This window comes from Runella sp. CRIBMP (assembly GCF_009905605.1).
Classification (GTDB): domain Bacteria; phylum Bacteroidota; class Bacteroidia; order Cytophagales; family Spirosomataceae; genus Runella.
Window position 1 is genome coordinate 212,802 of sequence record NZ_JAAAKZ010000003.1, and the last position, 25,714, is coordinate 238,515.

Sequence of the window (25,714 nt, forward strand, 5' to 3'; positions counted from 1 at the left end):
CGCGGTGCCGGCCGTGCGGTTAATTATTTTTTACTTTTGGAATGCCAAGTTGTTCCGCCAATCGGTTGACTTCAGCATAAATCAAGTCTGGCACCGAAGCATCCCAAACGCTCGGAAGCCCATAGACCATTTGCGAGGACGCGCCTTCGTAGCCACCTTCTTTCAAAATCGTAGCCGACGGAATGTAGCCCATGACATCGTTGGAGTAGGCCATCACGAATGTGTCTTGTCCGAATCGTTTTTTACATTCAATGGCGTATTCAATGACGAGTTCTCCGCCAAAAATAAACATCGATTGCTCGCCCAATTTCCACGCTTGCAGCGGGTACGAATACGAAGTGATGAAGGGTTTTCCTTGCTTCATTTCTGACAAAACCCGGGTGGCCCAACGTTTGAGATAGGGAATGTTTTCGTTTTGAGTTTTGAGTAACTCCGCTTCCGTAGGCGGAGCCGAAAGCGGCAGTTGTATTTCCGAATAGGCCGTTTTCAACGCGGCCGCCAAAGGCCGCATGGGCTCTTCAAGCACCCGGTCCACGGCTGCCGCCAATTCCCGTCCGTATTGGCGCGCCAGAGATACGGTGCGTCGAGGCAAGGGGTTTTGGTCGCCTGCCGCTCCCTGAAAAAACAGCGCCGTTACTTCAGGATGGGCTTTTTCTAATTCCAGTTGGGCAAAACCCGGGAAGTCGCCCGAAAATTGATAGAGGTCAAGTACGGTTGGGTGGCAGGCGTACCCAAAGACAATGGCTTTGAGCACTCCTTTGGGTGTGAGTGCTTTGATGACGGGCACGGCATAATCGTTGGGGCCTTTCAGCTCGGTTTGCTCACGCAAAGCACCTTCTTTATTGTTTCGACGATTCACCTGAAACCGTGTCACGCCGTTTTGAGCAAACAGCTCGACAGCTTCTAAATCTTTTAGCGCCTGCCCTACCAGTGCAATGACCTGCGCTTCTAATTGGCGCGAATAGCGGTTAATCTTGGCTTGCTCGTTGGCATCCAATGGATAAATGTCAAGCAAGGCGTCGTCCAATACTGGCCCAGAGTGGGTGTGAGAGCTGTTGAGAATGATTTGCGCGTGGGTCAGTCCAAACTGCCGATTGAGTTGGGTTCGAATGCGGTCAGACATGGCTTTGGGAAATCCCAGCATATCAGTCGTGACGAGCACGCATTTTTTACCAGTTTCATCTTCTAACGCCAACGCTTTTGCCCACAAATCGTGCAATTTTCCCTCAGAAGCGTGGGTGCGGGACGCGTAGCCTGCCTGCCAAACAGATTCTTGGGGCGTGATAATTACTTTGGCAACGCCTGCCTTCCAGCCTTTTGCCCACGTTGTTGAAATGATTAAAAATCCAATTAGCCACAGGTGTTTTCTCATTTGACACTCAAGAGTTTATCGGCGTGGGTGTAGATTTTTTCGATGGCGTTGGCGATTTCGTCCATGTCTGCCTTCGAGCCTAACAACATGTTTTGCGTAAACCACACGGCCTCTTCGTTGCAAAGGCGGTCGTTTTGGGGGCAATGGTTGCGCTCTACGTAGCTTTTGAAATCAAGCTGCGTTTTCGGGTACATTTTTTGGAAGTTTTTTGACTGAAACGCGTCGTTCAGATACGGCATATTATTAAGTGTAGCGTAGCCTTTCGAGCAGGGAATCCCCTCCGCCGACAGTGCTTTCAAGAATGTATCACGTGATAACCCTTTGAATCCTTCTTTTTTGTAACGAAAAGGAAAAAGGTGAAACGCCGCGCGCGTCACATTGTCATATAATTTATAGGGAACGATGCCCGGAATCTTCTGAATTTTGGCTTTCAGGTACGCTGCATTTTCGTTGCGGAGCGTGGTTTCGGCGTCCAATCGTTTGAGTTGGGCCAATCCGATGGCCGCCTGGTATTCGGTAAGTCGCTGTTTATTTCCCTGAATGATTGTTCCCGCACCAATCACCCCTGAGGCCATGCCGAAGGGGTTGCCGTAGTTATGGTACGAAAAACAGCGGTCCATAAACAAATCATTGTTGCTGACAATGGCGCCGCCTTCACCGATGGCTAAGTTCTTGGAATTCTGGAAACTAAAGCAGCCCGCATCCCCAAACGTGCCTACTTGCTTATGGTCAATTTCGGCCAAGTGCGCCTGGCAAGCATCTTCAATCACCGCCAGATTATGCTTTTTGGCAATGGCTAAAATCGCAGGCATATTGGCGGGTAAACCCAAAATATGCACTGGGATGATGGCTTTGGTGCGAGGGGTAATTTTGGCTTCAATTTTGGCGGGGTCAATCTGAAATGTTTCGGGGTCAACGTCCACAAAAACGGGCATGGCTCCAGTCGCAATGACGGGTGCTACTGTGCCGATAAAAGTATAAGGAGGAATCAATACCTCGTCGCCGCCGCGAATATCCAACTGCATCAAGGCCGTTATGAGTGCATTGGTGCCGTTTACGACCGCCAGTGCTCGTTTTGTTCCGACGGTTTGGGCCCATTTGGCTTCAAATTCGTTGACCACATTTGCCCTTGACCAAACACCACTTCTTATGACTTCGAGAAGTTGTTTTTCGTCGGTTTCAGGTTTCCATATCGGCCAAATGGGCCAACCTTGGGTTCGTACAGGCTTTCCACCCAATAAGGCTGGTGGCTCGGCCAACGAAAAGGAGGGCGTAATAGAAGGTTTGGTAGGCTGATTTGCAACAGTTCTGGAGAGAACAGAAGGCGTCAGTACTGCCCCTAAGCCCGTCAATGAATTTCGTTTCAGGAATTCACGTCTTGAAAAATGGTTGGAAGGCATATCGCTTAATTTTAGCTTTTCCAAGGTTCAAAACCTTGGAAAGGTTGTTTATAGATTCAATGACTATTTACGAGCTTTTTTCATTACGCTTTCGAGCATAACGACGGCACCACCTTGTCGTTTACTTTCGTCGGCGGCTTCCATAAAGGCAAAGATTTCGATGGTTTCTTCGGGTGATACGGGAAGGTTGCCTGTTTCAAAATAGTTGACAATGTCTTTCAACAGAGGTTCGTAGCCACCGTAGGGGCCCAGTACAATGTTGCCGTTTTTGGTGTAAACTGTGCCGCCGTAGTCGTGTTTGCCCGTGCGCGTGCCGCGAAACGTGCCCACGCGCCCGTCGGCCCAAGTGCCAATCACAATGTCGGTGCCTTCATTGTGCACGCGGCTAACTTGCTTGCAACCCGTCCCCATGACGGTGTATAGTGTTTCGACGCCGTGGATGCCGTACCAAAACAAATCTGGGTGCGTTTTTTCGAGTACCGCTGGGCTAAATGTGTCGGCTCCTACCACGATACTTTTATCCACTTTTTCCACGCCTTTGATGTGCCGAAGTGATGAGGCCGAAAATAGGGGGATGTTGTATTTTTTGGAAGCCTCAAAAATAGCGATGGTATCCGAAAGCGAAGCCGCAATAGGTTTGTCAATAAAAACGCGCTTACCTGCTTTGAGTACCTGAACGGCCTGTTCGAGGTGAAGGCGGCCATCATTGGTTTCCAGCAAAACTACATCCACTTTTTTGAGTAAATCAGCGATAGAGTCGACGATTTCTACATTCTGCTTTTTGACTTCTTCGGTATAGGCAGGAACACGTTTGGTGCTGCTTTCGATGTCTTTGCTGCCTTGTGGGTAGGCCGCCACTACTTTATACCCTAAAAAATCAGCGCTTGCATCGGGTGCATTGAGGGCTTTCACAAAAGCTGTGCTATGGGAAGTATCCAAGCCGATGATGCCGACACGTTTTCCAGCGGCCGCTGGTTGAGCGTTTGCCCATTCGGGGCGAAGGATACCGAGCGCTAAACTGCCAAGTGCCGCATTTTTGACAAATTTTCTTCGGCCTTGTATTGAATTTTGCATGATAAACGATTGAGGTTTAAGAAATAGACAATCAATATATCTATATTTAGTAAGTCATTTCGTACTATCGCAACGAAATTTTAAGAGAGAAATTTTTTAACTTTACAAAGTTAGTTAAAATTTGTTTACATTTTTGTCCAAAATTAGATTACAAAAAATGAAGATAGACTCGCTTGCCAACAAAGTATACAGTGAACTTAGAAAAAAAATCCTGTCGAATCAACTGGTGTCGGGCACGAGGCTTAAAGAAGATATATGGGCCAAACGACTGGATGTAAACCGAATGGCGGTACGCGAGGCGTTGACGAGGCTTTTGGGGGAGCAGTTGATTGAAACGGGCGAAAAAGGCGGCTATTTTGTGAAATCAATGAGTGTAGAAGATGTACGGCAAATACGTGAACTGCGAGAGATTCTTGAATTGGGAGCTATTCGGTTAGCGATTCAGAAAATTGACGAAAAAGGAATTCAAAAATTGGAAGAAATATGCAATGATTTTACCTCAATGGTGGAGCGCGGATATTTTGGAGGCGCCTGTGAGGCAGATGTTAAGTTTCATGAAACTATCATTGATTCGGCACAGAATGATAAATTGAAGGATATTTACGAAATAAGCAACATTCCGCTCTTTCACCAGAAGCTCGGGAAGTCGCAAACGCACATGGACGATTATGAATTGACGGACCAAGAGCATCGACAGTTGCTGAAAGCAATCAAAGAAAAGGACGTTAAACTTGCTGAAGAAACGCTTACCAAGCACCTCCTTCGCGGCGAAGTAGAGGCCCTGGAGTTGGATTAATTTCTCTCTTATTTCAACGTTGGATTGACTCGCCCGCGATGCTGAAGCTATTTCAGCGTCGCGGGTTTTTCTTTGATCATCTAAATCTTCAGGGTGTAATGCAGAATTGCTGGAAATCGCTGAAATGTTGGTATTCACAAAAAAAATAATAACAACTTTTTTTGTTTACAAAAATATAGTTTCTTTGTAAACAAATTCGCCAACTATTCATTGGGTGTCGTGATCGGATTACTTAATGCGCTCTGGTGGATTTGCCAAGAATAATCAACTCACTAAAATTACATTCGCACAAACCCTATTCAGTAGTAACTTTTTCCTTAAACAACATTCTACACATGAACAACTTTTTCCTACTCCGAAAAAAAGGGGTAAGTATGCTATTGCTTTGCTTGCTTACGTCCATTGCGGTGTACGCTCAAACCTCCATAACGGGGAAAGTGGTGGGTTCTGATGACTCGCAACCCATCGCGGGCGCTACTGTTTTAATCAAAGGAAATACGACCAACGGAGCCATCACGGCCGCCGACGGTACGTTTAAATTATCGGCGGGTCCGAATGCGGTATTGGTTGTTTCGTACATTGGCTACCAACTTCAGGAAATCCCCGTAGGAAATCAAACAACCTTTAACATCTCCTTGATGCCATCGAGCACTACGCTTGGCGAAGTGGTGGTGACGGGTTATTCGTCGGAACGAAAAAAGGACATTACAGGCTCTGTATCGGTCGTTGATGTGAAAGCACTGAAGTCAATTCCTGCGGGTTCGGCGGTGCAAGCCCTTCAGGGCCAAGCGGCAGGTGTAACGGTGCTGAGTTCGGGAGCACCGGGAAGCCCGAGCAATATTTTTGTGCGGGGCATCACGTCTTTCGGAAATACCCAGCCCTTAGTATTGGTAGATGGTGTGCAGGCCGAACTCAACGACGTAAGTGCCGACGACGTTGAGTCTATTCAAGTCCTGAAAGATGCGGGGGCGGCAGCCATTTATGGGGTGCGCGGTTCTAACGGCGTAATCGTAGTAACTACCAAAAAAGGTAAGTCAGGACAGCCGACCATTTCGTACGATGCTTACTACGGTAATCAACAGCCGTTGCAGGGAAATGTCTTCAATTTGCTCAATTCACAGGATTTCGCCCGTTTAACCAAAGTCGCTTATCCAAGCACGGGCCTGTTTCAAAATGGTCTTCCTGACTTTACGTATAGAGGTCCGGGTGCCACGGGCGTGGGCAATGCTGGTAGCCCTGCCGTAGACCCTTCCAAGTATAATTTTGACGCCGCTAATCCTGGGGCCAATTACCTGATTCAATCTGTCAACAAAACAGGGACCGATTGGTTTCATGAATTGTTTAAAAATGCACCCATGACCAGCCACAACCTAACGGCAAGCGGCGGGACCGACAAGTCTAACTACATGGTTTCGTTGGGGTATTTCAACCAACAGGGTACAATGCTGAAAAGCTACCTAGAGCGTTATTCGGCAAGAATAAATACGCAGTTTAAGGTTAAGAACAACGTTCGGATTGGCGAAAATCTTTATATTTTCTACAAGAAAAACCCCGGTTTTGATAACCTAAGTACTGGAAACCCCATCGCATGGACCTACCGCGCCATGCCGACGATTCCCGTCTATGACATCAAAGGCAACTTTGCCGGAACCTTCGCCGGACCCGAGTTGGGAAGCTCTTCCAATCCCGTGGCGGTGCAGATGAATACCGTCAATAACAAAACCAACGCGTGGAATGCCGTAGGAAATGTGTACGCAGAAGTAGATTTTCTGAAGCACTTTACGGCCCGCACCAGTTTTGGCGGAAGTATTGATAATCAGTATGCTACCAACTTTACGTTTACGCCATACAACAATTCTGAAGGAAATACCAACCCCAATTCTTTCTCGGAAATTGCGCTTTACAACAGCAATACTATGTGGACCAATACGCTTTCGTATACCAACGCATTTGGCAAACATAACCTGAAAGTAATCGTCGGTTCGGAAGCTATTCGCAACTACGGACGCTACATGATTGGCTCAGCCAGCCGATTGTTTTCCACCAATTTTGACTACCTGAGCCTTTCTAACGGAACCACTAATATCACCAACGCCAGTAGCGCATACAACAACACGCTGTTTTCTATTTTCAGTCGTTTGGATTATGCTTACAACGACAAATACTTAGTGGGCGTCACGGTGCGTCGCGATGGCTCGTCGCGCTTTGGGTCAAATCGCCGTTACGGAACCTTCCCGTCGGTATCGGTAGGCTGGCGTTTGACTGGCGAGGAATTTTTGAAGGATGTGACTTGGTTGAATGAATTGAAACTGAGAGCCAGCTACGGGGTATTGGGTTCTCAAAACAACGTAAGTCCGCAAAATGCCTACACGCTCTTTGGCGGAACATTTGCCAATTCTTATTATGACATTGGCGGGAATGGTTCGTTGGCGCAGGGTTTTGCCCAAACCAGCATTGGAAATCCAAATACAGGATGGGAAGAAAACATCGTGACCAACGCTGGCTTGGACGCGACGATTTTGAACAACAAACTGGACGTTTCGTTTGAATACTACCAAAAATCTATCAACGGATTGTTGTTTACCCAACCTTTGCCAGCTACGGCGGGCGGAGCCACGGCTCCAACGGTCAACATCGGTGACATTCGTAACAAAGGGGTGGATTTGGCGCTCAACTATCGTCAAACCATCAACCCGAGTCTCAAATTCAATATCGGTGCCAACATTACCACCTACAAAAATGAAGTGGTCCACATCCCCGGACCGGGCTATTTTGACGGAGCCAACACCCAAAATATGGGAAATGTGGTCAGAAATCAGGTGGGTCAGCCTGTCAGCTCTTATTTTGGGTATCAGGTGCTGGGTATTTTCAAAAATGATGCTGAAGTAACGGCGTCTCCTACCCAAAGCGGCGCGGCTCCCGGGCGCTTTAAATATGCTGACATCAACGGTGACAATAAAATCGACGCGACCGATCGTACATTTCTGGGCAGTCCTAATCCTGACTTTACGTATGGTATCAATTTGGGTGTAACCTATCGCAATTTTGATTTCTCCACGATTTTGTACGGCTCGCAGGGCAACGAAATCTATAACACCATTCGGTCGTTTACGCACTTTTTCAGTACCTACGTAGGCGCAAAAAGCAATGACCTGCTTAATGCTTGGACGCCCGAAAATCCGAACAGTTCGATTCCTAAAATTGAGTCAACGGGTTCGTTCAGTTCTTCGGGGGTTTCTAATTCTTTTTACGTAGAAAACGGCTCGTTCCTCAAAATGCGTTCGTTGATGATTGGCTACACGGTACAACCGGCCATTCTGAAAAAATTCGGATTGAACAAGCTGCGGGTATACGCCCAGGGAGCCAACTTGTTTACGCTGACCAAATACACTGGCTTAGACCCCGAATTGAGCGGAAACAGTTCGGCGTTTGGGATTGATTACGCCAACTATCCCAACAATCAGAAGAACTTCATCCTTGGACTTAATCTCTCCTTCTAAAAACTTTGACTCACATGAAACGATTTAATTATTTTTTATTCATAGCCTGTTTGGCGTTGGTAACGACCACCAACTCCTGCAAAGAAGATTACCTCGAAATCGGAGCGTTGGGCTCTACGAGTGAAGCCACATTGACCAACAAAGCAGGGGTGAAAGGTCTCCTGACGGGTGCGTATTCGCTGCTCGACGGCTGGGGTGTGCCCAATACTACCTACTATTTTGTGGGGGTCAGCAACTGGATTTTTGGTGGAGTAACCTCCGACGATGCCCACACTGGCACGCAAGCTTCGGCTTTGCCACCGATGGAATCAGTTGAAAGTTACAACTACGATGCATCGATGTTGCCGTTCAACAATAAATGGATGGTGTTATACGCGGGAGTTCAGCGTGCCAACGACGTGTTGCGTGTGTTAGCCAAAACCACCGACGTATCAATGTCGGCCGAAGAAGCCAAACAATTCAAAGCTGAAGCGATATTTTTGCGTGCAGTGTATCATTTGGAAGCAGCCAAAATGTGGGAGAATGTGCCCTATTTGGATGAAAACGTTAGTTATTCCAACGGAAACTACAACGTCAGCAACACAACGCCCGTGTGGCCGAAAATCGAAGCGGATTTCAAATTTGCCGCCGAAAACCTGAGTGCCACCAAGACGGAAGTAGGCCGCGCTAATAGCTGGGCCGCGAAAGCATTTTTGGCAAAAACCTATTTATTTCAAGACAAATACACCGACGCCAAACCGATATTGGAAGACATCATTGCCAATGGGGTGACGGCTTCGGGCGCAAAATATGCGTTGGTTAATTATGCCGACAACTTCAATCCTTCCAAAAAGAACGGTCCTGAGTCGGTTTTTGCGGTGCAGATGTCGATTGCCGAATCTTTCCAAAACGGAAACTACGGCGATGCGCTCAACTTTCCGATGGGCGGCCCCGCTACTTGCTGCGGTGCGTACCAACCTTCTTTCAGCTTAGTGAATTCTTTCAAAACCGACGCTGAAACGGGCCTGCCGTTGATTGATACCTTCAATGATTCAGACGTTAAAAATGACCAAGGCATTGAAAGTAGCACGCCGTTTGCACCTTATACGGGTACGTTGGATGCGCGTCTTGACTGGACAGTTGGCCGTCGTGGAATACCGTATTTAGATTGGGGCTTGCACCCAGGCAAGGCGTGGATTCGCGTTCAGGCAGTGGCAGGACCGTACAGCCCTATCAAAAATATTTATTATCAGGCAGCCGCGGCAACCACTTCGTTTTCTTCGCGTTGGACTTCCAACAATTACAACATGATTCGTTTTGCGGATGTGTTGCTTTGGGCGGCCGAAGTGGAGGTGGAAATCGGAAGTTTGGCAAAAGCGCAGGAATACGTAAACCGAGTGCGTGCCCGGGCGGCCAATCCTGCGGGTTGGGTGAAAAAATACGTGGACAATACTGCTCCGCTGAAAGGCTTCACCAATGAGCCAGCGGCCAATTATAAAGTAGGTTTATATACTACAGAATTTGTGGCCAAAGGCAAAGAGTTTGCCCGCGAAGCCGTTCGTTTTGAGCGTAAAATCGAGTTTGGAATGGAAGGCCACCGCTTCTTTGACCTGCGCCGTTGGGACAATGGAACGGGCTACATGGCCAACATCCTGAATGCGTACGTAAAGCACGAAACATCTATACCCGGCTACGACTTTACGTACATGAAAGGGGCGACTTTCAAGAAAGGAAAAAGCGAACTGTACCCAATTCCTCAGGCACAAATTGATTTGAGCGTGGTAGACGGTAATTCGGTCCTGAAGCAGAATCCAAATTATTAGGTTATAGATAAATGAACAGTTAGTATTCACACCAGTTATTAGGATTCTTTGTCATTCCGGATTTGGAAGAAATCCTTTTTCGGGATGGCAAAGAAATTATCAAAAAAAACTATATTTAGTGCGTTCCTAAACTTACAAAGTATGCTCTTTTATGCCTCCACCTATGCTGACCTCAATCAGGCAGCAAAAGACAAAATAATAATCTTACCTCTGGGGGCCATAGAACAGCACGGACCGCATTTGTCGGTGTCGACCGATACCGATATAGTGACGCAAGTTGCTCAGCAGATAGAAAAAAAAATGCCCGATTCGGTGTTGCTTTGCCCGACCTTGCCGTTTGGGTCGAGCCATCATCATTTGTCCTTTGGAGGCACCATCAGTATTGCCCCTGAATTGTACACACAAGTGTTGATTGATTTAGTAAATTCATTGGTAATCAGCGGATTTCAGAAAATTATCTTACTTAACGGTCACGGAGGGAATATCACGCCAGCCAAGCAGGCTTTGGCGGTATTGAGCAAACGTTTTGATGCGAGTCATCAGCCAACGATTGCCTTGGCAACGTATTGGGAAGTAGGAGGAAAAGCATTTGCGGGAGAGCCTCCGATGCAAAGCCCAGCGCTCAGCCATGCCTGTGAGTACGAGACGAGTATGATGCTGCACCTTTTTGCGGATAAAGTATGGATGGACCGCGTAGAGCGTGCTCAACGCCCTGAAAGCAACGGCTACATTCCGTGGGAAGACGACGAGCCGTATCGAGGGGTAACGGTTTTTAAGCAAACTGAATTCATTTCGAGCAATGGCAGCAGCGGTGAGCCGCAGCTCGGCACGGCCGAAAAAGGCAAGCACTTAGTTGACCATGCCGTAAAAGCCTTGGTGACCTTTATCGAATCGTTCAAAAATTGGCCTTTGTCGGAGCGTTTGCAAGTATAAAAGATGGACACATAGGTGGAAAAAGTCTGCTTAAAGCACACTGCGTCTTTGCTCCTTAGCGACTTTGCGTGAATAAAAACCATATAATTATGTCAAAGAAAATCGAAATAAAACATCCTGACAAAGCAGCCAATACAGGGGCGTATTCGGCGGGCGTATTGGTAGGTGAGTGGCTGTTTATCAGTGGACAGGGCCCGTTGGATTTGGCTACGGGCGAGGTCATTCACGGTACAATCGAGGAAGAAACCTTGCTGACGCTGTCGCATATCCAAAAAGTGGTAGAAGCTGCGGGAGGTACGATTGAAGACATTGTCAAGTGCACAACACATTTGGAAAATATCAACGATTTTGACCGCTATGATGCCGCTTATGCCTCCTTTTTCAAGGGCGTTAAGCCTGCCCGTACCACGGTGCAATCGGTGTTGTCGGATGGAATAAAGATTGAAATTGACGCAATTGCGATTATTAGGGCTTAATATGGGTACAGAAACGATAAAAAACAGACCTTTACAGGGCGACAAAGCTAAACTATGCATCGGTACGGTAGGTTTGGGACTGATGGGCAGCAGCATTGCCACCTGTATTTTGGCCGCAGGCCATGAGGTAACGTCTTTGGTCAAGGATATTGCCATTGCTGATGAAGCGCGAAATCGAATTCATGGTTTTTTGAAACAACTCTACGACGAAGGGATTTTATCGGAAACACCAGAAGATGTTTTGGCACGTCACATCATTACAGATAACGTGGCCCTATTGCGCGGCCATGAAGTGGTGATTGAATCCATTACCGAAAACATTGACGAGAAAAAAAGCGTCTATCACAAACTCGAAACGGTACTCTCCACTACGGCCATTATCGGCAGCAATACTTCGGCGATTCCCGTTACCGTTCTGCAAAGCGGGCTACAACATCCTGAACGCGTTTTGGGAATCCATTGGGCCGAGCCGGCCCACATTACGCGGTTTATGGAAGTGATTTGCGGCAATGAGTCAGACGTACAGTACGCCTACCAAATCGTGGCTTTGGCCGAAAGTTGGGGCAAAGAACCATCGTTGCTGAAAAAAGACATTCGTGGTTTTATCACCAATCGTATCATGTACGCCATGCTGCGCGAAGCATTTTATTTGGTCGAAAACGGCTACGCTACCATGGAAGACGTGGACCGCTCCCTGCGCAATGATTTGGGTTATTGGATTACGTTTGCGGGGCCGTTTCGCTTCATGGATTTGACGGGGATTCCGGCGTATCTCACCGTGATGAAAGACCTCTTTCCCGAACTTAGTAATGCCACTCAAGCTCCGAAATACATGGAAGAGTTGGTTGCCTCTGGAGCCAAGGGTGTTAGCAATGCCCAAGGCTTTTATCCCTATACTCCCCAAAGCGCTGAGCATTGGGAAGAACAATTCATTGAGTTTAGCTATGATATCCGAAAATTGGCGAAAAAGTATTCACAAAACACCTCAGAAAACGAGAAATGACGATTATCCACTCCATAAAAGCCACTGAAGTTGTAGTGCCGGCCAAGCCAGGTAGTTTGAATTCTGAAGAGGTGATTGACAAAGATGCGGCCTTTGCGCAGAAATTTTTGACGGGTGAGCGTTGGACAGAATTTGCCAACCAACCCAAATGGATTCTTGAAATTACGCTTAAAAACGGCCTAACTGGCATTGGCGAAACCTACCGAAGCGCGTCAAAAGAGTTGCTCTATGAGGCCATGCAAACCTTTGTCGGGCAGGATGTCCTGAAATTAAACTGGCGGCGGTTGCCCGTCAATGACCAACGAATTTATGAAGCTTTTGAGACGGCCGTGCTGGACTTGGTGGGTAAAATCCTGAATGTGCCAATTGCTCAATTGCTGGGCGGCGCTTACCGCGACCGCATCGATTGCTTTGGTTGGACGGGCCGCCGTACGCCGGAAGATGCGGCCCAAAAGGCGTTTGAGGCCATGCAAAAAGGGCATAAAGCCTTCAAATTCAAATGCTCCGACGAAGACCCTGTACGACTGTGGACCGAAGAAATTAAGAAAAAGTGCGGCGATGGCATCAAAATACTGCTCGACCCCAACCAACGCTGGACCGACGTGGACACAACCCTAAAACTGATGGAAGGCGTGGAGAAAGACATCATGCTCGGCTTGGAAGACCCGATTTTGCACGCCGATGTAGCGGGTTTTAAGTATCTCCGCGAAACGTTGGGGATTCCGATGTATCGCCACATTTCGTTGCCTTATACCCAAGACATTCGCGACATAATCGCTTTCGTACGCGCCGATGCCGTAGACGGTTATAATTTCAACGGCTCTGCATACAACTGCGTTTTATTGGCGGAAATCGCCCATTTGGAGGGTAAATCCTGTTGGCGTGGGTCGGAAGTGGATTTAGGAATTTCGGAAACAATGGGTCTTCACATTGCGGCAGCGAGTATCAATTGTACCGTTCCTTCCGATATTTTCGGCGAGCTGGTGCGGGAAGATGATTTGCTCGTTCAGCCCATTCGATTTGAAAACGGCGCGGCCCTTGTTCCGCAAGGCGCTGGACTTGGGGTGGTGTTGGACAGAGAGGCGTTGGAGAAGTATAAAATAAGTGAAATGAACGCTCATTAAACCCTCAAACTATGAAAAAATCGGTTGTGTCCTGGTCCATTTTGTTTGCCTGTAATTTCATGTGGGCTTTTCATTTTACGAGTATCAAGCTGACGCAGGATCAGGTCGGGCCGTATTTTACGGTGTGGGCACCTATGCTGTTGGCCACGATTTTACTGGCTCCGTTTGTAGCCCGAGACTTTAAAAAAGGTGGCAAAAAGCTGAAAGATATTTTGATTTTTGTTCAGTTGGCAGCACTGGGCGCGTTTCCTTCGCAGGTATTGATGACTTGGGGTACGCAGTATTCTTTGGCCAGCAACGCCGCTATTTTGGTTCTGACCCTGCCCGTCATTACTGCCGTGTTTGCGTTCCTCATTTTGAAAGAAAAAATGAATGCCGCCCGTTGGGTAAGTTTTGCCATTGCCATCATCGGGGTGGCTTTGTGCTCCACCGACGACATCAAACGGGCGGATTTAAGTTCGCGCTACGCCTTGGGAAATATCCTGATTTTTCTGGCCATTTTGGGTAATGCGTATTACAACGTGGGCTGCAAGAAAATTGCCGACAAATACACCGAAATCGAAATGGTTTTTTACACCTATTTGGTCATGTGTATTTTGCTGACGCCGTTGGTGCTGTATTACGAGCCCGAAATGTTTAGTAAAATTCCCGAATTCACCACCAACACTTGGATAGGCATGATTTCGCTGACGGTATTCCATAATTTTCTTTCCATGGTGCTGTTTTTCAGGGCTTTGAAGTATTTGGATGCTACTCAGGTCGCCTTGTCAAATTACCTGATTACATTCATGGGCTTACCCATTGCCGCCCTTTGGTTGGGTGAGAAGCTCAACACACAGGCCATTATCGGAGGGATATTGGTTTTGGTTTCTACCCTTATTCTCTCCATTGTTGATAGTAGAGTACAACAAAAAAAATTGGTTAATAACAATCCATAATCAGTAAAATTATGTCAGAGCTAACAAACGAACTTTTCGGCGTTGTTCCGATTATTCCCACTCCATTTACCGAAAACGAGGAAATCGACGAAGATGCCCTCCGCAGTTTGATTGATTTCGCCATTGCGGGCGGTATCAAAGCCGTTTGCCTTCCCGCTTACGCAAGCGAGTTTTACAAATTGACCGACGACGAAAAACTGCAAGTCGTACGTGTAGCGGTTGAGCACGCCGCGGGACGCCTCAAAATTGTGGCGCAGTCAAATCATCCTTCCTTGAAAGTGGCCATAAAACTGGCGCAGGCCAACGTAAAAGCGGGCGCTGATGTGGTGTCGTTGGCCGTGCCTCGCATTTTCAGTTTGCCAGAAATTTCGTTGAAACAATACCTATCGGAATTCCTGCAATCCATTCCCGATACCCCCGTTCTGATTCAGGATTTCAACCCTGGCGGTTCGTCTATCAGCGTGGAGTTTATCAAAGAATTGATGGACGAAAATCCTAATTTCAAATACCTGAAACTCGAAGAGCCGCTTTGCGCACCTAAATTTGAAAGCATCATCAACGCTACCCAAGGCAAAGTTGGCCTGTTTGAAGGTTGGGGTGGTTTGTACATGCTGGAATTGATTCCTATCGGTATCAGAGGGGTGATGCCAGGGCTGGCGGTGTCGGATATTCTTCAACGTGTGTTTGATTTGCGTCGTAGCGGCGAAGATGGCAAAGCGTTTGATTTGTTTGAGAAAGTAATGCCTCAAATTTTCTTTTCGTTACAAAACATGGAACTGTTCCATTATGCCGAAAAAGAATTACTCATTGCCCGGGGCGTATTGAGCAACAGTATTGCTCGGAAAGCAGCTTACATTCCTGATGCGTCGAGTATCAGTTACATTCGCGAGTTGAATCAACGCGTTATTGACGTACTAAATGACGAAACGTATGCAATTCGTCCTGCGGTGGCAGCGGTAGTATAAATAAATTGGTCACAAAGTATCGCTGAGTTATGCACAGAGGTACACAAGGGTTAGCACTGAGTAGAACTCAGTGATCCCAATTTTAATCAGATGATAAACATGAATGAATTTAGCGGACAAGTAGCATTGGTGACGGGGGCAGCCTCGGGCATCGGATTGGTGGTTGCCCATAAACTTCTTGACGAAGGTGCCCAAGTGGCCTTACTTGATTTTAACGAAAAAGGATTACAACAGGAATTTGAAAGCTACGGCGACCGAGTACTAGTCATTGGCATTGACATCACCGACGAAGCACGGGTGCAGGAGGTGATTGGTCAGGCGTTAGCACATTTTGGCAAAATTGATATTCTCGTCAACTGCGTGGGAATCACGGGTATAACCAATCTCAAAAGTCACGAAGTAAGCAGTGAGAATTTGCATAAAGTGTTTGAAGTCAACTTTATGAGTTGCTTTTATACTTCAAAAGCCGTTTTGCCTTCCATGATGGCGCAGAAATACGGACGTATTCTGCACATTGCGTCGATTGCGGGCAAGGAAGGGAATGCGGGCATGTTGGCCTATTCGTCTTCCAAAGCGGCTGTCATCGGGCTCACCAAAGTACAGGGCAAAGAATACGCCGAGTACGGTATTACGGTCAATGCCTTAGCCCCGGCCGTGATTCAAACGCCGTTGGTCGATGCCATGCCCGAAGTGCAAGTAAAATACATGACCGACAAAATTCCGATGAAGCGCTGCGGCACGCTCGACGAAGCCGCCAACTTGGTCGCCTACATCGTATCGTCTAAAAATAGCTTTACTACTGGTTTTACATTTGATTTGTCGGGAGGAAGAGCCACTTATTAGCCAAAGTGAAGTCGCCAAAGTGCAGGCGGTTTCCCACGCAGTCACTCGCGAGACGCGACGAGGCCGCCCGTGCGGCGACTGCGCTAAACCCTTAATTTTTTATTCATGAAATCCCTTTTGACCCTTTTTTGTACCTGTTTTTGGGCATTTGCAGGGATTTTTGCCCAAAATCGCCCTGTTTTATACCCTGAACCGACTTCAATTCAATACGGGCAAGGGGAGCTGTTGTTGCAAAATCTGTCGCTTTATATAGCCCCAACCGCCCCGAAAGACCTTGTTTTCGCCCTGGACGAACTCAAACAAACGATTAGGGAGCGGAGCGGAAAAGCGCTCAAAATGACCCATGCGGCCAATACGGCGAACATTCGTTTTACGGTCAAAACACTGGGACGGGAATTGCCCGAAACCAACGAAGCGCAGGCAGGAAGTACGCGGGAACAGTATTCAATTTCCGTGAATGCCAACGGGGTAGAGATCATCGCCCAAACCTCAACGGGTCTGTATTACGCCGTTCAGACGATTCGTCAGTTGATTGAGGGTTCGGGGGCCAAAGCGGCTTTACCTTTTGTGACGATTCAAGACCAACCTCAGTTGGCTTTTCGGGGTGTGATGATGGATTTTGCGCACGGTGGTTTGTTGACCGTAGAAGAAATCAAAAAACAGATTGACTTTTTGGCGCGTTGGAAAACCAACCAATATTATTTCTATAACGAAGTAAGTATTGAGCTTGACGGCTATGCTACGCTCAATTACAAGGCAAGCTACACCCAGGACCAAATCAAAAGCATCATTGCCTATGCCCGTGAGCGGCACATTGATGTGATTCCGTTTGTGAATTTTTACGGGCATTTGCACGAACTGATTCGGAATGAGAAATACGCCTCTCTGGCTATTGGGCGCTACGGGCACGAGCTTGACCCGCGCAATGCCGGTGTACAGACGTTGCTCAAAAATTGGATAAAACAATATACCGCGCTGTTCAAAAGCCCATTTATTCATGTGGGTTTTGATGAAACTTGGGAAACCAAACGTTTAAACAGCACTGGCGAAATGTCTTTGAATCCCGAAGCGCTGTTTATTCAGCAACTGACGTTTGTAAGCGACGAACTCAAGCAATACGGTAAAACGCTCATGGCGTGGACGGACATGAACTCGTTTTATCCCGAAATTATGAAGAAATTTCCTACCGAGGTCATTCCCGTCATTTGGCAATATTCGCCCGATTCGGTGGCTACGTACCATTATTTGAATCCCGTCCTGAAAGAAAAGAAGCCTTTTTTTATTCAACCGGCCGTTTCGGGTTGGGGACATATTTATCCCGAAGCCGATTATACTTACGACAACATTGATTTGTGTTTACGAGCTGGCTTGCGCCATAAAACATTGGGATTTATCACGTCGGTTTGGACTGATTCGGTTGAGCCGTTTGTACGCTCGTCCTGGATGTTTATGGCCTACGGCTGCATTTCCGCTTGGCAGGGCAAATCCCCTGATAAAAAGGCGTTTGCCCGGCATTACGCGTCGGTGATGTATCCCAATGCTGGCAAAGAAATGGGTGATGCCTTTGATAATATCGCTACCTCGGTCGAATATTTGAAGAAATGCCTAGGCAAAAACACCCAAAGTATGCCGCGCGGCACGTTGGTAGAAGCTTGGTCAAATCCTTTTTCTGCGTACTATTTGGCCAATACCGAAGCACACGCGGCAGAGTTTAGGGAAGTTAGAAAATATAGTGAAGAGGCGCAGGCCAATTTGATAGCTGCTCTAAAAAAAGCCTCCAAATCTGACAGCGCTTTTATCAGTTCATTGCTGGTGTCGGCGCGGCTCATCAATTATTCGGCCACGCGATTTATTTGGGCCAAAGCCATCGTTGACCGTTGGAATTATGCCATGCTCGTCAAAAAGAAGGAAGATTACGTAATTTATGATTTGACGTATCCATGTCACAGTTTATTGGTGGATGCGATGGACGAAACGGGAGAACTAAAACAAATTTACGCTCAAACGTGGCTTTCGGAATATATGCCCTATCGACTGAACTCTATTTTGGGGCGGTTTGATGTGGAATATAGTCTTTGGCGAAAACTGCATCTCAAAGTCGTTGATTTTCAGATTCAACGAAAAAAAGAAGAGCCTGTTAAATCGTTTACCGAACTGTTTAGTCCTGATTTTTAACATATAAAACCCTCAAAAAAGTAGAAACAAAACTCCCCCGTCGGGGGTGGGGGGCTTTTTAGGAAATGAACAACATAGAATTTATTAGCCCCATCAACGGTGATATGCTCCATTCGTATGATGGTTTGGTGAAAAAGGGAGCCTTGCAAACCATTGTAAAGGTCAAAGCGCCATTGCAGCATTTGATTGTGATTAACGGCGTAGAAGCAAGAGAACAGGAAGGTGTTTTTGAAGCACAAATCGTCCTTACTGAATACAGGAATTTGGTGGAAGTTCAAAACAGAACCACGGGCGAAAGCCAACAAATAACGGTTTTTTGGTTACCCAATTTCGCAGGTCACTACCGCCTTTCGATTGACGATAATATTTGGTTTTTGCGCGATATTCACCAAAACTCAGCTCGTTACAATTCTATTTTTGATAACGAGTATTTAGGTTTTTTGAAGCAGGTTCACGATGCCTACGGTACCAAAATCCACCTGAATCTTTTTTACGAAACAGACGGTTTTAACCTGTCGCAACTAACTGATAAATATAAATCTGAATGGACCTCCAATGCTGATTGGCTTCGTTTGAGCTTTCACGCACGCGGTGAGTTTCCCGATATGCCCTACCGCACGGCAGGGTATGAACAAGTGGCCGAAGATTGCGAATTGGTCAAAAACGAAATTCGGCGCTTTGCGGGCGAGGCCGTAATGGGGCCTGTCACTACGCTGCATTGGGGCGAAGCCACCGTCGAAGGTTCACGGGCTTTACGTGATGCGGGTTATGTGGGGCAATTGGGTTATTTTAACGTAGATGATGGTCTGTTCGCGGTGTCGTATTATCTGACCGTGGAGCAGCGCCGCCAATTGAAAAAACGCTTTGTATGGCACGATACGCAGGAAGGAATTACGTTTATTCGCAGCAGCATTGTCATTGATAAAAAAGAGCTGCCCGAAATTGTACCGCACCTCGACAATTACGCCAATCTGCCTTCAGGCTTGCCGCCGTACGTTGATTTTTTGGTACATGAGCAATATTTCTATCCGTTTTATGAAGCCTATCAACCCGATTTTCGTGACCGCATCCTAACCTGCGTTCAATGGGCCACCCAAAAAGGCTACCAACCTGCATTTTTAGGAGATTGTATTTTTTGAAAATGGAAGCTTGGTCGATTGAGGAAATAGATAAAATAAAGCTAATCAAATCTTTGATTTTTTTAATTTCCAGCTTTCTCGTAAAACGCCTTGTAATTTCGGATAAAGCGCAACGCGCCCGAAATTACAGAGCGTTGAAGGAGAAGGCGAGGCCCAGCGGCGGGGCCGCCCAGGCTGGGAGCGACCTGCAAAGTTTCAAACTCAATGGCATTAGGGCATACACAGAAGAAGGATAAACCGCTAAAAACATGGAAAACAACCGCAGAAATTTCTTAAAAACAGCAAGCGCAACAGGTTTTGGGCTTCTTGCTTCCAATCCTTTTGCCGCTTACGCCAATACCCCCGAAGAAATGGCGCAAGTTTACGAACAAGCCAATCGTACCCGCGTCCAAAAATTCAACATGAGTGGCTATGCCGCTCCCAAGCTCGACAAAGTGCGCATCGGATTCATCGGGTTGGGCAATCGCGGCATGGGGGCCGTGGAGCGGATGAACAAAATCGAAGGCGTAGAAATCAAAGCCCTGTGCGATCTTCGCGTAGAAAAAGTAAATACCGCTACAAAATTGGTGGAAGCCTCTGGACATCGTCCCGAAACCTATATAGGCAGTCCTGAAATCTGGAAAAAATTGGCTGAGCGCACCGACCTTGACCTGATTTATATCCTCACGCCTTGGGCGTTTCATACCCCAATGGCGGTGTTTTCGATGGAGCACGGCAAGCACGTATGCGTGGAGGTTCCCGCCGCCAAAACCATCGAAGAAGCTTGGCAACTGGTAGAGACTTCAGAACGGACCAAAAAGCATTGCATGATGGTGGAAAACTGCTGCTACGATTTTTCGGAATTGCTCACGCTCAATTTGGCCCGTAACGGTTTCTTTGGAGAAATTGTCCACGGTGAGGCCGCCTATATCCACAATTTGCAGGAGTATATATTCTCAAAAACGCATTTCTATCAGTTGTGGGAACTCCATGAAATGTATCAGCGCAAAGGAAATCTGTACCCAACCCACGGTTTGGGGCCGATTTGTCAGGTGATGAATATCAATCGCGGCGATAAAATGGAGTATCTGACGTCGATGTCGAGCAGTGATTTTGTATTGGGCAATTTAGCCAAAGAACTTGCCGCTAAGGATGATTTTTACAAACCTTACGTGGACAAGCAATTCAACGGAAACATGAGTACGACGACCATCAAGACCCATAAAGGTAAAACCATTATGGTGCAGTACGATGTGTCGTCGCCACGACCTTATTCACGGATTCAATTGGTAAGTGGTACCAAGGCCGTGGGCTTGAAATACCCCGAACCTGCCCGGTATTCAACCGGACATGAATGGATGAGCGCCGAAGAATACAAAGCCTTGGAGCAAAAATACCTGCCACCCATTGTGAAAAAAATGGGCGAAATCGCCAAAAACGTCGGAGGGCACGGTGGCATGGATTTTCTGATGGACTGGCGCACGATTGACTGCCTTCGCAATGGCCTCCCACTCGACCAGGACGTCTACGACGCGGCTTTGTGGAGTTGTATTGCGCCTTTGAGTGGATGGTCGGTAGCCCACCGTTCCAATTCCATTGATGTACCCGACTTTACGGGCGGCTCGTGGGAAAATAACGCGCCTGTTGATATTTCGATGACCAAAGGAGGTACTACAAAAGCGAAAGTTTGAGGAATGACCCCGAAAAGGATTTTGCCTTGACTTTTTGAATTTTATATGGCATTTTGCGTTTATTATTCTGTAAAATCAGTTGAAAAACCTAAAATCTCCTACATCACATGGCAAATCCAACCTTATCGGAAAAATCATTTATAAAGGCCGCGCGGGAAGGTGTTGGGCAGGGCCCAATGACCGTACAGGGTACCGTCAATAAAATCATCCTGATGGGGGCGCTTGTACTCGCCTCCGCGTTGGGTAGCTGGTTTTTGTTTGCTTCTAATCCAGCATTGATTATGCCTTTGGCCATTGGCGGAGCCATTGCGGGCTTTGTGATAGCGTTAATTCTGGCTTTTAAACAACACCTAGCCCCAACGCTTGCCCCCTTGTATGCAGTAGTGGAAGGGGTTTTTGTGGGTGCTACTACGCTCGTTTTTGAAAGTATGTATCCGGGCATCGGCCTATCAGCGGTGTTGCTCACTTTTGCGATTTTGGCAGGGATAGTTGGTTTGTACAAAGCGGGTGTGATTCGTGCCACGCCTACATTTAAGCGGACTATCTTGGCGGCTACGGCAGGAGTTGCCATCTTTTATTTGATTGCAATGGTATTGCGGATGTTTAGTATTGAAATGCCCCTTATCTACGACAATGGGTGGTTTGGTATTGGCTTTTCGCTTTTTGTAGTGGGTTTGGCCGCTTTTAATTTGGTATTGGACCTCGATATGATTGAGCAAGGAGCCGAACACGGTGCTCCCAAATACATGGAATGGTATTGTGCTTTCGGCATGATTGTGACCATTGTATGGCTGTACATCGAAGTACTGAGATTATTAGCGAAGCTTTCTAGCCGCGATTAAAGAAACATATTTTAGTTCCCTTTTTTCAAAGACGTCGGACGTAACTGTCTGGCGTCTTTTTTTTGTGGCTGAACCTTATTTTTTTAAAGTAGCTACTACTTTAAGGTATATACGTGTATTTGTAAGAAATTATAGGAATAATTACATTTTTTGTTAGTTAATAAAAAGTAAATAAGTTTTAAACAGAATAATAAGTATTTAAGCTAAAATATTTAAGTAGTTTAATTAGGTATTTTTGAAAATAAAAAGTTTATTATTTTGTATAAATAAATTTATTTAAAATAATATTTGGAATAAAGGTGCAATAAATCTAAAATTGCATCTTTATTACTGCCAAGTAAGAAAAGCTCCTCGCTCTTTAAAATTAAGTTTTATTCAAAATGGCCGCAAACTATTAAGAATATTCAATGGCATAAATCTGTAAAAGAAATGTGCTGTTTAAATTGGAAAAATACAAATATTGCCCAATAACTTAATATCCATTAACCATGAGGAAGTTTTTTACCACAACCTGTTTAGTGGCCTCTATGCTTGTCTCTTTAGCGAGCTATGCCCAAGATCGACTGTTGAAAGGCCGTGTCGTTTCCAAAGACGGTTCAAGTCTACCAGGCGCCAGTATTGTCATCAAAGGTTCCGACCGCGGAACGAGCGCAAATTCAACGGGAGATTTCTCCATTTCTGGCCCTCCTAACGCCGTTTTAGTCGTTTCGTTCATTGGCTACAAGCCGCAAGAAATTGCTACTGGCAATCAAACAACTTTTGATATTTCGTTGGATGAAGATGCCTCTATTCTGAGTGAAGTTGTCGTGACGGCTTTGGGAATTACCCGCGAGAAAAAAGCCTTGGGCTATTCTGTTCAAGAAGTGAGCGGCAAACAAATGACGCAGGCGCGTACTACCAACTTCGTGAATGCGCTTTCTGGAAAAATCGCTGGGGTGCAGGTCACTGGTTCCAACGGCGCGCCGGGTGCTTCTTCGCGTATTCTGATTCGGGGCGCAAGTTCCATCGGAAGCAATAACCAGCCTTTGTTTGTGGTTGACGGGATTCCTATTGATAACGGCAACTATGGCTCAGGAACGGGCGTAGACTACGGCAATGGCGCGGCATCTATTAACCCCGACGACATTGAGAATGTAAGCGTACTCAAAGGGCCAAGCGCGGCGGCTTTGTACGGCTCACGCGGGGCGAATGGCGTTATTTTGATTACGACAAAAAGCGGAAAAGGCTCGAAAGGCATCGGTGTTTCGGTCAATTCAAACACCGCATTTGACAGCCCGTTTCGTTTGCCTGAGTGGCAAAATGAATACGGACAAGGTAACAAAGGCCTGTTCTCATTTGTGGATGGAACGGGAAAAGGAGTAAACGACGGTGTGGACGAAAGCTGGGGCCCAAAAATGGACGGCCGACTTTTGCCGCAATTTGACTCGCCAATCGCCGCCGATGGTACTCGTACTCCGACGCCGTTTATTCCGCACCCTGACAACGTCAATCAATTTTTCCAGACTGGTAAGACTTTCACTAACAACATTGCTATCACGGGTGGAAACGAAAAAGGGGATTTTCGTCTTTCTTATACTGACTTGAACCAAACGGGGATTTTGCCCAATACCGACTACAAGCGCCGTACAGTATCGCTGAACGCAGGTTGGAACCTGACCAAAAAATTGAGCATCCGGGCAACGGGTAACTACGTGGTAGACGGTAGCGATAACCGGACCAACTGGGGCCTTTATTTTATTTGGTTTGGCCGTCAGGTGGATATGGAAAAATTGCAAAATTATCAGGCACCGGGCAGCATTTATCAATACAACTGGAACTACAACTATTGGACGAATCCGTATTATGTACTAAACCTGAGCACCAAATACAATAAGCGTGACCGCGTGTATGGCAACTTAGCCGCTACCTATAAATTTAACGATTGGCTGACGCTGACTGCCCGCTCAGGAACTGACGTATACATTGACCGTCGTAAAACCAAAAATGCGGCGCGGATTGATAACCTTAACGGCTCTAAACAGTACGATAGCTACAACGAAGAGCAGATTTTTATTCGTGAATCTAACTCTGACATTCTGTTGACCGCTACGCATAAATTCGGTGAGTTTGACGTGGCCGCCAACTTTGGTGCCAACCACCGTAGCAATTATTATCAACGCAACTACATGGGTGCTACGGAGTTGGCAATTCCTCGCGTATGGAACTTGGGTAACTCGCGCCAAGCCAAAGTTGCCGAAAACTCGTTTACCGAAAAGCAAGTAAACAGCGTATATGCGGCCGCCAACATCGGTTTTAGAAATTATCTCTTTTTGGATTTAACGGCTCGTAACGACTGGTCGAGTGCCTTGCCTTCCGACAACCGTTCGTACTTCTATCCTTCGGGGTCGTTGAGTGCGGTATTGACCGATATGTTTAATATCAAGTCTACGGTATTATCATTTGCCAAAGTACGGGCGGGGATAGCCCGCGTAGGAAACGACACCGATGCTTACCGTTTGATTCAAGCATACAAGTATGAAAACCCGTGGGGTAGCACACCTTCTTTGTCAGAAAACAACGCCATGTTGAACGCCAATTTAAAGCCAGAGTTGACCAATTCGTATGAGATTGGCGCAGAGGTAAAACTGTGGCGTAATCGCGTTGGATTGGACGTAACGTACTATGACAAACAATCTTTCAACCAGATTCTTGACGTAAATATTTCGCAATCGACGGGCTTCAATTCTAAACTTTTGAACGCGGGTAAATTGCAAAACAAAGGTATTGAGATTCAACTGAGCGCCACTCCTGTAAAAGCGGGACCATTTCAGTGGGACATTGCGGTCAACTGGGCGCGTAATCAGAATAAAGTCATTGAATTGGCCGAAGGCTTAACTACTTATACTTTAGGAACAGTGCGAGGAATGAGCATCGAAGCGCGGGTAGGACAGCCATACGGAACTTTCTTTGGGCAAGGTTTTGCCCGTGATCCAAGCGGCAATATCATTTACGATAAGAGCGGTTATCCTACCTTAAATCCTACTCGTCGAATTTTAGGGAATTTTACACCTAAGTGGATTGGTGGTTTCCAGAATACTTTTACCTACAAAAATGTTTCTTTGAGTACCCTGATTGATGTCAAACAGGGCGGAGATATTTTCTCGCAATCGGTAAACATCGGCCGCTATACGGGTGTATTGGCCGAAACGGTACTGGGCCGCGAAGGAGGTATTGTTGGAGAGGGAGTTGTAAACACGGGAACTGCTACGGAGCCAGTATTCGTACCCAATACCACGCGGATTTCTTCGGAAGAATGGCACCACAAATACTACGCGCTGACCAACAACGAAGGAACCATTTTTGACGGAAGTTTTGTGAAACTGAGAGAAGTAAAGCTGACTTATGTGATTAGTGGTCAGGTGTTTAAAAAACTTCCATTCCGTGATATTTCACTCTCGGTGGTGGGTAGAAACTTGCTTTTGTTGCATAGCAATGTGCCGCATATCGACCCTGAAACCAGTTTTTATAACGATGGGAACCTTCAGGGAATTGAGAACGGACAGGTTCCAACCACCCGCAGCGTTGGCTTCAATATTAGTTTTAATCTGTAACGAGTTGTTTCAGACTTGGGAAGTCTACAAACTTCCCAAGTCTTGTTAATTCCGTTCTAATAAATTTCAAAA

General features: G+C 46.6%; 19 protein-coding genes. 16 read left to right on the plus strand and 3 right to left on the minus strand.

Annotated elements, in window-relative coordinates; genetic code table 11:
• Nucleotides 1-19: 19 nt before the first annotated feature.
• From GVN20_RS10885 to GVN20_RS10895, 3 genes are all read right to left on the minus strand, one after another.
• Nucleotides 20-1,372 carry a neutral/alkaline non-lysosomal ceramidase N-terminal domain-containing protein gene (locus tag GVN20_RS10885; protein ID WP_166558354.1) on the minus strand — a complete coding sequence of 451 codons (1,353 nt, stop codon included), beginning with the start codon at nt 1,370-1,372 and terminating at the stop codon, nt 20-22.
• Nucleotides 1,369-2,772, minus strand: coding sequence for a DegT/DnrJ/EryC1/StrS aminotransferase family protein (locus GVN20_RS10890; RefSeq protein WP_166558803.1), 1,404 nt, complete (start codon nt 2,770-2,772; stop codon nt 1,369-1,371). The genes GVN20_RS10885 and GVN20_RS10890 overlap by 4 nt, the downstream gene beginning before the upstream one ends.
• A gap of 63 nt (nt 2,773-2,835) precedes the next feature.
• Nucleotides 2,836-3,846, minus strand: coding sequence for a Gfo/Idh/MocA family protein (locus GVN20_RS10895; RefSeq protein ID WP_166558355.1), 1,011 nt, complete (start codon nt 3,844-3,846; stop codon nt 2,836-2,838).
• A 157-nt stretch (nt 3,847-4,003) separates the two neighbouring features.
• Between GVN20_RS10895 and GVN20_RS10900 the strand changes: the two genes are divergently transcribed.
• The 16 genes from GVN20_RS10900 (at nt 4,004) to GVN20_RS10970 (ending at nt 25,642) form a co-directional block, all read left to right on the plus strand.
• Nucleotides 4,004-4,642, plus strand: a complete 639-nt coding sequence (locus GVN20_RS10900; RefSeq protein ID WP_166558356.1) for a GntR family transcriptional regulator — start codon at nt 4,004-4,006, stop codon at nt 4,640-4,642.
• A 335-nt stretch (nt 4,643-4,977) separates the two neighbouring features.
• Nucleotides 4,978-8,142, plus strand: coding sequence for a TonB-dependent receptor (locus GVN20_RS10905; protein ID WP_166558357.1), 3,165 nt, complete (start codon nt 4,978-4,980; stop codon nt 8,140-8,142).
• 14 nt (nt 8,143-8,156) lie between these two features.
• Nucleotides 8,157-9,944, plus strand: coding sequence for a RagB/SusD family nutrient uptake outer membrane protein (locus GVN20_RS10910; protein ID WP_166558358.1), 1,788 nt, complete (start codon nt 8,157-8,159; stop codon nt 9,942-9,944).
• Between the two features lie 141 nt (nt 9,945-10,085).
• Complete coding sequence (locus GVN20_RS10915) at nt 10,086-10,877, plus strand: creatininase family protein (protein ID WP_166558359.1); 792 nt, start codon at nt 10,086-10,088, stop codon at nt 10,875-10,877.
• 89 nt (nt 10,878-10,966) lie between these two features.
• Nucleotides 10,967-11,353 (plus strand): RidA family protein, encoded by a 387-nt coding sequence (locus GVN20_RS10920; RefSeq protein WP_166558360.1) that lies wholly within the window; start codon nt 10,967-10,969, stop codon nt 11,351-11,353.
• A 1-nt stretch (nt 11,354) separates the two neighbouring features.
• Entirely contained in the window at nt 11,355-12,356 is a 1,002-nt protein-coding gene (locus GVN20_RS10925; RefSeq protein ID WP_166558361.1) for a 3-hydroxyacyl-CoA dehydrogenase family protein, read from the plus strand.
• Nucleotides 12,353-13,480: a mandelate racemase/muconate lactonizing enzyme family protein gene (locus GVN20_RS10930; protein ID WP_166558362.1), complete on the plus strand. Its 1,128-nt coding sequence runs from the start codon at nt 12,353-12,355 to the stop codon at nt 13,478-13,480. The genes GVN20_RS10925 and GVN20_RS10930 overlap by 4 nt, the downstream gene beginning before the upstream one ends.
• Before the next feature lie 11 nt (nt 13,481-13,491).
• Nucleotides 13,492-14,418: a DMT family transporter gene (locus tag GVN20_RS10935; protein ID WP_166558363.1), complete on the plus strand. Its 927-nt coding sequence runs from the start codon at nt 13,492-13,494 to the stop codon at nt 14,416-14,418.
• A gap of 11 nt (nt 14,419-14,429) precedes the next feature.
• Nucleotides 14,430-15,383 (plus strand): dihydrodipicolinate synthase family protein, encoded by a 954-nt coding sequence (locus GVN20_RS10940; RefSeq protein ID WP_166558364.1) that lies wholly within the window; start codon nt 14,430-14,432, stop codon nt 15,381-15,383.
• A 99-nt stretch (nt 15,384-15,482) separates the two neighbouring features.
• Entirely contained in the window at nt 15,483-16,226 is a 744-nt protein-coding gene (locus tag GVN20_RS10945; protein WP_166558365.1) for an SDR family NAD(P)-dependent oxidoreductase, read from the plus strand.
• Nucleotides 16,227-16,331: 105 nt separating this feature from the next.
• Entirely contained in the window at nt 16,332-18,401 is a 2,070-nt protein-coding gene (locus tag GVN20_RS10950) for a beta-N-acetylhexosaminidase (protein ID WP_166558366.1), read from the plus strand.
• Nucleotides 18,402-18,466: 65 nt separating this feature from the next.
• The gene (locus GVN20_RS10955) at nt 18,467-19,540 is read left to right on the plus strand and encodes a hypothetical protein (protein ID WP_166558367.1); all 1,074 of its coding nucleotides are present in this window, start codon (nt 18,467-18,469) and stop codon (nt 19,538-19,540) included.
• A gap of 2 nt (nt 19,541-19,542) precedes the next feature.
• A complete protein-coding gene (locus tag GVN20_RS29565) occupies nt 19,543-19,776 on the plus strand; it encodes a hypothetical protein (protein WP_206023247.1) in 234 nt (77 codons plus the stop codon).
• A gap of 12 nt (nt 19,777-19,788) precedes the next feature.
• Nucleotides 19,789-21,210 carry a Gfo/Idh/MocA family protein gene (locus tag GVN20_RS10960; RefSeq protein WP_166558368.1) on the plus strand — a complete coding sequence of 474 codons (1,422 nt, stop codon included), beginning with the start codon at nt 19,789-19,791 and terminating at the stop codon, nt 21,208-21,210.
• Between the two features lie 107 nt (nt 21,211-21,317).
• A complete protein-coding gene (locus GVN20_RS10965) occupies nt 21,318-22,052 on the plus strand; it encodes a Bax inhibitor-1/YccA family protein (RefSeq protein WP_166558369.1) in 735 nt (244 codons plus the stop codon).
• 488 nt (nt 22,053-22,540) lie between these two features.
• The gene (locus GVN20_RS10970; protein ID WP_166558370.1) at nt 22,541-25,642 is read left to right on the plus strand and encodes a SusC/RagA family TonB-linked outer membrane protein; all 3,102 of its coding nucleotides are present in this window, start codon (nt 22,541-22,543) and stop codon (nt 25,640-25,642) included.
• The last annotated feature ends 72 nt before the right edge of the window (nt 25,643-25,714 follow it).

Coding starts and splice junctions, on each gene's coding strand:
- GVN20_RS10905 (WP_166558357.1), top strand. CDS start 4,978: ATGAACAACTTTTTCCTACTCCGAAAAAAAGGGGTAAGTATGCTATTG.
- GVN20_RS10920 (WP_166558360.1), top strand. CDS start 10,967: ATGTCAAAGAAAATCGAAATAAAACATCCTGACAAAGCAGCCAATACA.
- GVN20_RS10930 (WP_166558362.1), top strand. CDS start 12,353: ATGACGATTATCCACTCCATAAAAGCCACTGAAGTTGTAGTGCCGGCC.
- GVN20_RS10955 (WP_166558367.1), top strand. CDS start 18,467: ATGAACAACATAGAATTTATTAGCCCCATCAACGGTGATATGCTCCAT.
- GVN20_RS10910 (WP_166558358.1), top strand. CDS start 8,157: ATGAAACGATTTAATTATTTTTTATTCATAGCCTGTTTGGCGTTGGTA.
- GVN20_RS10900 (WP_166558356.1), top strand. CDS start 4,004: ATGAAGATAGACTCGCTTGCCAACAAAGTATACAGTGAACTTAGAAAA.
- GVN20_RS10950 (WP_166558366.1), top strand. CDS start 16,332: ATGAAATCCCTTTTGACCCTTTTTTGTACCTGTTTTTGGGCATTTGCA.
- GVN20_RS10925 (WP_166558361.1), top strand. CDS start 11,355: ATGGGTACAGAAACGATAAAAAACAGACCTTTACAGGGCGACAAAGCT.
- GVN20_RS10960 (WP_166558368.1), top strand. CDS start 19,789: ATGGAAAACAACCGCAGAAATTTCTTAAAAACAGCAAGCGCAACAGGT.
- GVN20_RS10895 (WP_166558355.1), bottom strand. CDS start 3,846: ATGCAAAATTCAATACAAGGCCGAAGAAAATTTGTCAAAAATGCGGCA.
- GVN20_RS29565 (WP_206023247.1), top strand. CDS start 19,543: ATGGAAGCTTGGTCGATTGAGGAAATAGATAAAATAAAGCTAATCAAA.
- GVN20_RS10915 (WP_166558359.1), top strand. CDS start 10,086: ATGCTCTTTTATGCCTCCACCTATGCTGACCTCAATCAGGCAGCAAAA.
- GVN20_RS10885 (WP_166558354.1), bottom strand. CDS start 1,372: ATGAGAAAACACCTGTGGCTAATTGGATTTTTAATCATTTCAACAACG.
- GVN20_RS10935 (WP_166558363.1), top strand. CDS start 13,492: ATGAAAAAATCGGTTGTGTCCTGGTCCATTTTGTTTGCCTGTAATTTC.
- GVN20_RS10940 (WP_166558364.1), top strand. CDS start 14,430: ATGTCAGAGCTAACAAACGAACTTTTCGGCGTTGTTCCGATTATTCCC.
- GVN20_RS10965 (WP_166558369.1), top strand. CDS start 21,318: ATGGCAAATCCAACCTTATCGGAAAAATCATTTATAAAGGCCGCGCGG.
- GVN20_RS10970 (WP_166558370.1), top strand. CDS start 22,541: ATGAGGAAGTTTTTTACCACAACCTGTTTAGTGGCCTCTATGCTTGTC.
- GVN20_RS10890 (WP_166558803.1), bottom strand. CDS start 2,772: ATGCCTTCCAACCATTTTTCAAGACGTGAATTCCTGAAACGAAATTCA.
- GVN20_RS10945 (WP_166558365.1), top strand. CDS start 15,483: ATGAATGAATTTAGCGGACAAGTAGCATTGGTGACGGGGGCAGCCTCG.